At 47.8% G+C, this 4,290-nt stretch carries 6 protein-coding genes; all 6 read right to left on the bottom strand.

Annotated elements, in window-relative coordinates; genetic code table 11:
* A partial coding sequence (gene rluB / locus B3180_RS06085; RefSeq protein ID WP_286843542.1) for a 23S rRNA pseudouridine(2605) synthase RluB occupies nt 1-674 on the bottom strand: 674 nt, incomplete at its 3' end.
* The gene (gene scpB / locus B3180_RS06090; protein ID WP_273023590.1) at nt 674-1,246 is read right to left on the bottom strand and encodes an SMC-Scp complex subunit ScpB; all 573 of its coding nucleotides are present in this window, start codon (nt 1,244-1,246) and stop codon (nt 674-676) included. The genes rluB and scpB, both read right to left, overlap by 1 nt.
* Complete coding sequence (locus B3180_RS06095) at nt 1,227-2,042, bottom strand: segregation and condensation protein A (RefSeq protein ID WP_199494622.1); 816 nt, start codon at nt 2,040-2,042, stop codon at nt 1,227-1,229. Before B3180_RS06095 ends, scpB begins: the two co-directional genes overlap by 20 nt.
* Nucleotides 2,043-2,068: 26 nt before the next feature.
* A complete protein-coding gene (locus B3180_RS06100; RefSeq protein WP_199494621.1) occupies nt 2,069-2,692 on the bottom strand; it encodes an L-threonylcarbamoyladenylate synthase in 624 nt (207 codons plus the stop codon).
* A gap of 18 nt (nt 2,693-2,710) precedes the next feature.
* On the bottom strand, nt 2,711-3,538 hold the full coding sequence (locus B3180_RS06105) for a PHP domain-containing protein (RefSeq protein WP_278358787.1): 828 nt from the start codon (nt 3,536-3,538) through the stop codon (nt 2,711-2,713).
* Nucleotides 3,538-4,290 (bottom strand): FAD-dependent oxidoreductase (locus B3180_RS06110; RefSeq protein ID WP_286843545.1); only part of this gene is annotated, 753 nt, incomplete at its 5' end. The genes B3180_RS06105 and B3180_RS06110, both read right to left, overlap by 1 nt.

Consider the following 4,290-nt stretch of genomic DNA (forward strand, 5'->3'; position numbering starts at 1 on the left):
CCTTGCGGCAACCCGGCTTCCAGAGGAATATCACCGTAACGAACACGGATAAGGCGGCTCACCTGTACTTCCTGAGACTCCCACAAACGGCGAACTTCACGATTACGCCCTTCGCTTAAGGTGACATGAAACCAACGGTTCATGCCGTCACCGCCTGCCGGCTTTATGCTATTAAAATGTGCCGGCCCATCTTCCAGTTGCACACCTTTTCTCAGGCGTTGCATCATAGCCTCATCTACTTCACCAAACACACGTACGGCATACTCCCGCTCAACCTGCTGGCTGGGGTGCATCAGGCGATTAGCAAGCTCTCCGTCAGTGGTGAAAAGCAACAGACCAGATGTATTCACATCCAGACGCCCTACAGCAACCCAGCGTGCGCCGCTCATTCGTGGTAAACGGTCATAAACGGTCGGCCGCCCTTCGGGGTCTTTACGCGTACAAAGCTCACCTTCGGGCTTGTGGTAAATCAAAACACGGCAAATGACCTCTTCTTCAGGTTTAATCTGAACTTCGTGGCCATCAATGCGAACCTTAGCGTCTGCGTCGATACGCTCACCTAACTGTGCCACTTTACCGTTCACACGAATGCGGCCCGCGGAAATTTTAGCTTCAATTTCGCGGCGTGAGCCATGTCCAGATCGGGCTAAAACCTTTTGTAATTTCTCGGTCATTACGAATCATCTCTCTCGTTAGTCGCTGTCTCAGCGGTACGTTCATCATCTTCACTGAGTGTATCGATATCGGGTAGTTCCGATAAGTCACTCAAATTAAAATCATCTAAAAAATCATTGGTGCTGGCATAAAGTTGAGGGCGTCCCGGAACTTCTTTGTGTCCGACCACTTTGACCCATCCCCTTTCCTGCAACGTCTTCATTATGTGGCTACTGACACTTACGCCACGTATCTGTTCAATTTCACCGCGGGTTATTGGCTGCCTGTAAACAATTAAAGCCAAAGTCTCCAATAAAGCATTTGAGTATCTGGGTGGCTTTTCCTGCCACAACCCCGCTAGCCGCTGCCCAAGCTCAGCTCGTGTTTGGAAGCGGTAACCAGAAGCCACTTTTACTAATTCAATACCCCGCTCCCGGTAATCCGATTGCAGTTCTTGAAGCTGTTGCTTTATTGCCGTAAGTGACGCTTCCCCTTCATTCAGCAAAAGCTGATGCAGTTGCTCAGCCGATAAAGGCTGAGGGTGTGCAAATAAGGCCGCTTCGATAAGTTGTTTAAGCTGTAACGGATTCATCTTGGCTGTGCTGTCTCAAACTCAGGCGAATATCACTCATAGGCTCTACTTGTGACAATTCTACCATTGATTCTTTCACAAGTTCTAAAATTGCTAAAAAACTAACCACAGCCCCAGCGCGCCCCTCTTTGCGGGTGAACAGCTGACTAAAAGAAACATATTTTTTATTGCTTAATAGTTCCAGTACCTGGCTCATTCTTGCCCGTGTGGATAGCTGTTCCCGTTTTATCTGATGGTGTGCTTTTAGCTCAACCTGCTGCAATACCCGACTAAAGGCAAGCGTCAAATCCTCTAAAGTAACTTCCGGAGGTGTTGATGTTACCCACTCACGCGCATTGGTATTAACCTCACTCAGCAATATGTCCCGCCCTACTTGAGGTTGCTGGTCAATATACTCTGCACCCTGACGTATGGCTTCATACTCCTGCAAGCGCCTGATTAATTCGGCTCTTGGATCTTCTTCTTCATCCTCTTCCTGAGGCGGCTTCGGTAATAGCAGTCGACTTTTAATTTCCGCCAGTATGGCGGCCATCACCAAATAATCAGCGGCCAGCTCCAGCTTAAGCTCTTGCATCATATCCACATACTCAACGTACTGTCGGGTAATGGCCAAAATAGGCATATCAACAATATCGAGCTTTTGTTTACGGATTAAGTACAACAGCAAGTCCATCGGACCACTGAAAGTATCCAGAATAACTTCCAGCGCATCCGGTGGTATATAGAGGTCTTCTGGTTTTTCTATAACCGGTTCGCCGCGGACAAAACCTAAAGGCAGTGACTGCTGTTCAGCCATAATTAACCCAAATGCCTAGCAAGTTATTAAAAGTCAAAAGGTTCTGTGTCTCCGGAGCCTTCACGGCGAATGGTCGGCGCGCCTTCAGACAAATCCACAACCGTGGTTGGTTCTTCACCTTTATGACCGCCGTCAATAATTAAATCCACTAATTTTTCCAGCTTATCCCGAATCTCTTCCGGGTCGGATTCAGCCAGCATTCCTTCACCAAGGATCAAGCTGGTCGACATTAACGGCTCGTTCAACTCTTCCAGCAAGGCCATTGCTATACGGTTGGTCGGAACCCGTATGCCGATAGTTTTACGTTTGGGATTCAAAAGTCGCTTGGGAACTTCTTTAGTACCTTTCAGAATAAAAGTGTAAGGCCCCGGGGTGTTATTCTTCAGTAGACGGAAAGCATCGTTATCAACTCTGGCATAAGTCGCAAGCTCAGATAAGTCACGGCACATTAAGGTAAAATTGTGCTCTTTGTCTATTTCTCGAATCTGACAAATACGGTCTGCCGCTGCTTTATCACCAATTTGACAACCAATGGCATAACCCGAGTCTGTAGGATAAACCACCACACCACTTTTACGAATAATCTGAACCGATTGCTGAATTAAACGTGCTTGAGGATTTTCCGGATGAATTTCAAAAAATTGACTCATAATCTCCCCTCAATCCTTCTACTGTGACCAATGCTCCCATATTGGCACACAGTCCGCCGGCAGACAAAGATTTTTGCCCAGTTCGCGCCAATTTCCCGGATAGTGAAAGTCGGAACCCTGAGAGGCTAACAGCCCGTATTCCCGGCTCATTTTTGCCAAAGCGTCACGATGACCTGGAGACTGCTGACACAAACTGACTTCCATGGCATCAAGCCCCCACTCTTTCCCTTCTACCAAAAGTTTTCGCAGCCATTTGTTTGACATCTTATAGCCATGCGGATGCGCCAGCACTGCCTTGCCTCCGGCGCTATGAATAGCATCTATTGCTTCAGGAATATTGCACCATTCGGGTTTTACATAAGCACTACTGCCTTTACCAATATAGCGGTCAAAAGCCTGCTGTGGTTTACTGACAGTTCCCTTGCGTACCATGGCATCGGCGATGTGCTTGCGTGTTGGCATACCATCCGCCTGACAGTCCTCTGCAGATAAACTAACGCCACGTTGGTATAACTTCTCAAGCATGGCATCAAAGCGATCATAACGACGTTGCTGCTGTTCGTTTAACAATGCCTTTAACTGTCCCTCTTCAGGATCGATATTGAGACCGACGATATGGATCTCAAAACTGTGCCAGCGACAGCTGATTTCAACACCGTTAATCAATTTAATCGGCAGGCTTTCCTGAGCAATCAGACTGTTCGCTTCGGGCAGGCCGTCAACACAGTCATGATCGGTAATTGCCAGTACATCCACTTCCTGCTCACAAGCCCGGTGCAAAAGCTCAGAGACCGACAATGAACCATCCGAGTGCGTACTGTGACAATGTAAATCATAAACTGGCATTAAATCTCCGCCGCCAGTTCTGTACCCTGACGAATCGCGCGTTTAGCATCAAGCTCGGCAGCAACGTCGGCACCACCAATTAGGTGCACAGTCTGACCAGCAGACTGCAACGCGTCGTGTAATGACCGTTGCGGTACCTGCCCCGCACAAATAATCACATTATCAACTTCCAGCAATTGTTTTTCACCTTCACGCTCTATTTCTATACCTTCTGGCACAATGCGGTGATAAGTCACCCCATTCCACATATTCACAGACTTACTTTTTAACTCGTTACGATGAACCCAGCCAGAGGTTTTGCCTAACCCCTTACCAACTTTACTCTCTTTACGCTGAAGCAACCAAACCTGACGCGGGCTCTGCTCTGGCTGCTGAGGTTTTAGGCCGCCGCGGTCACTGTAGCTTTTATCAATACCCCAACGCTCTGACCACTCAGATTCATCCAGTGTCAGTGACTTTTCGGTGGTCAGGTATTCAGAAACATCAAAACCAATACCACCGGCACCAATCACAGCCACTTTTTTACCCACAGCTTTGTGGTCACGTAAAACATCTAAGTAGCCCAGAACATGCGGTAAATCGATACCCGGAATATCGACCTGCCGTGGGCTGACGCCAGTTGCCAGAACCACATCATCGTATTTTTCTGCCAACAGCCCTTCGCAAGTTTGCTCTTTTCCAAGCTTCAAATTAACCCCAGTGTCTTCAATGCGGTACTTAAAGTAGCGCAGGGTTTCATAAAACTCTTCTTT

The organism is Idiomarina sp. UBA4206 (genome assembly GCF_002383015.1).
Lineage (GTDB): Bacteria > Pseudomonadota > Gammaproteobacteria > Enterobacterales > Alteromonadaceae > Idiomarina > Idiomarina abyssalis.

Excerpts from the sequence above, each read along its gene's own strand:
- B3180_RS06095 (WP_199494622.1), bottom strand. The coding sequence starts at position 2,042 with ATGGCTGAACAGCAGTCACTGCCTTTAGGTTTTGTCCGCGGCGAACCG.
- B3180_RS06100 (WP_199494621.1), bottom strand. The coding sequence starts at position 2,692 with ATGAGTCAATTTTTTGAAATTCATCCGGAAAATCCTCAAGCACGTTTA.
- scpB (WP_273023590.1), bottom strand. The coding sequence starts at position 1,246 with ATGAATCCGTTACAGCTTAAACAACTTATCGAAGCGGCCTTATTTGCA.
- B3180_RS06105 (WP_278358787.1), bottom strand. The coding sequence starts at position 3,538 with ATGCCAGTTTATGATTTACATTGTCACAGTACGCACTCGGATGGTTCA.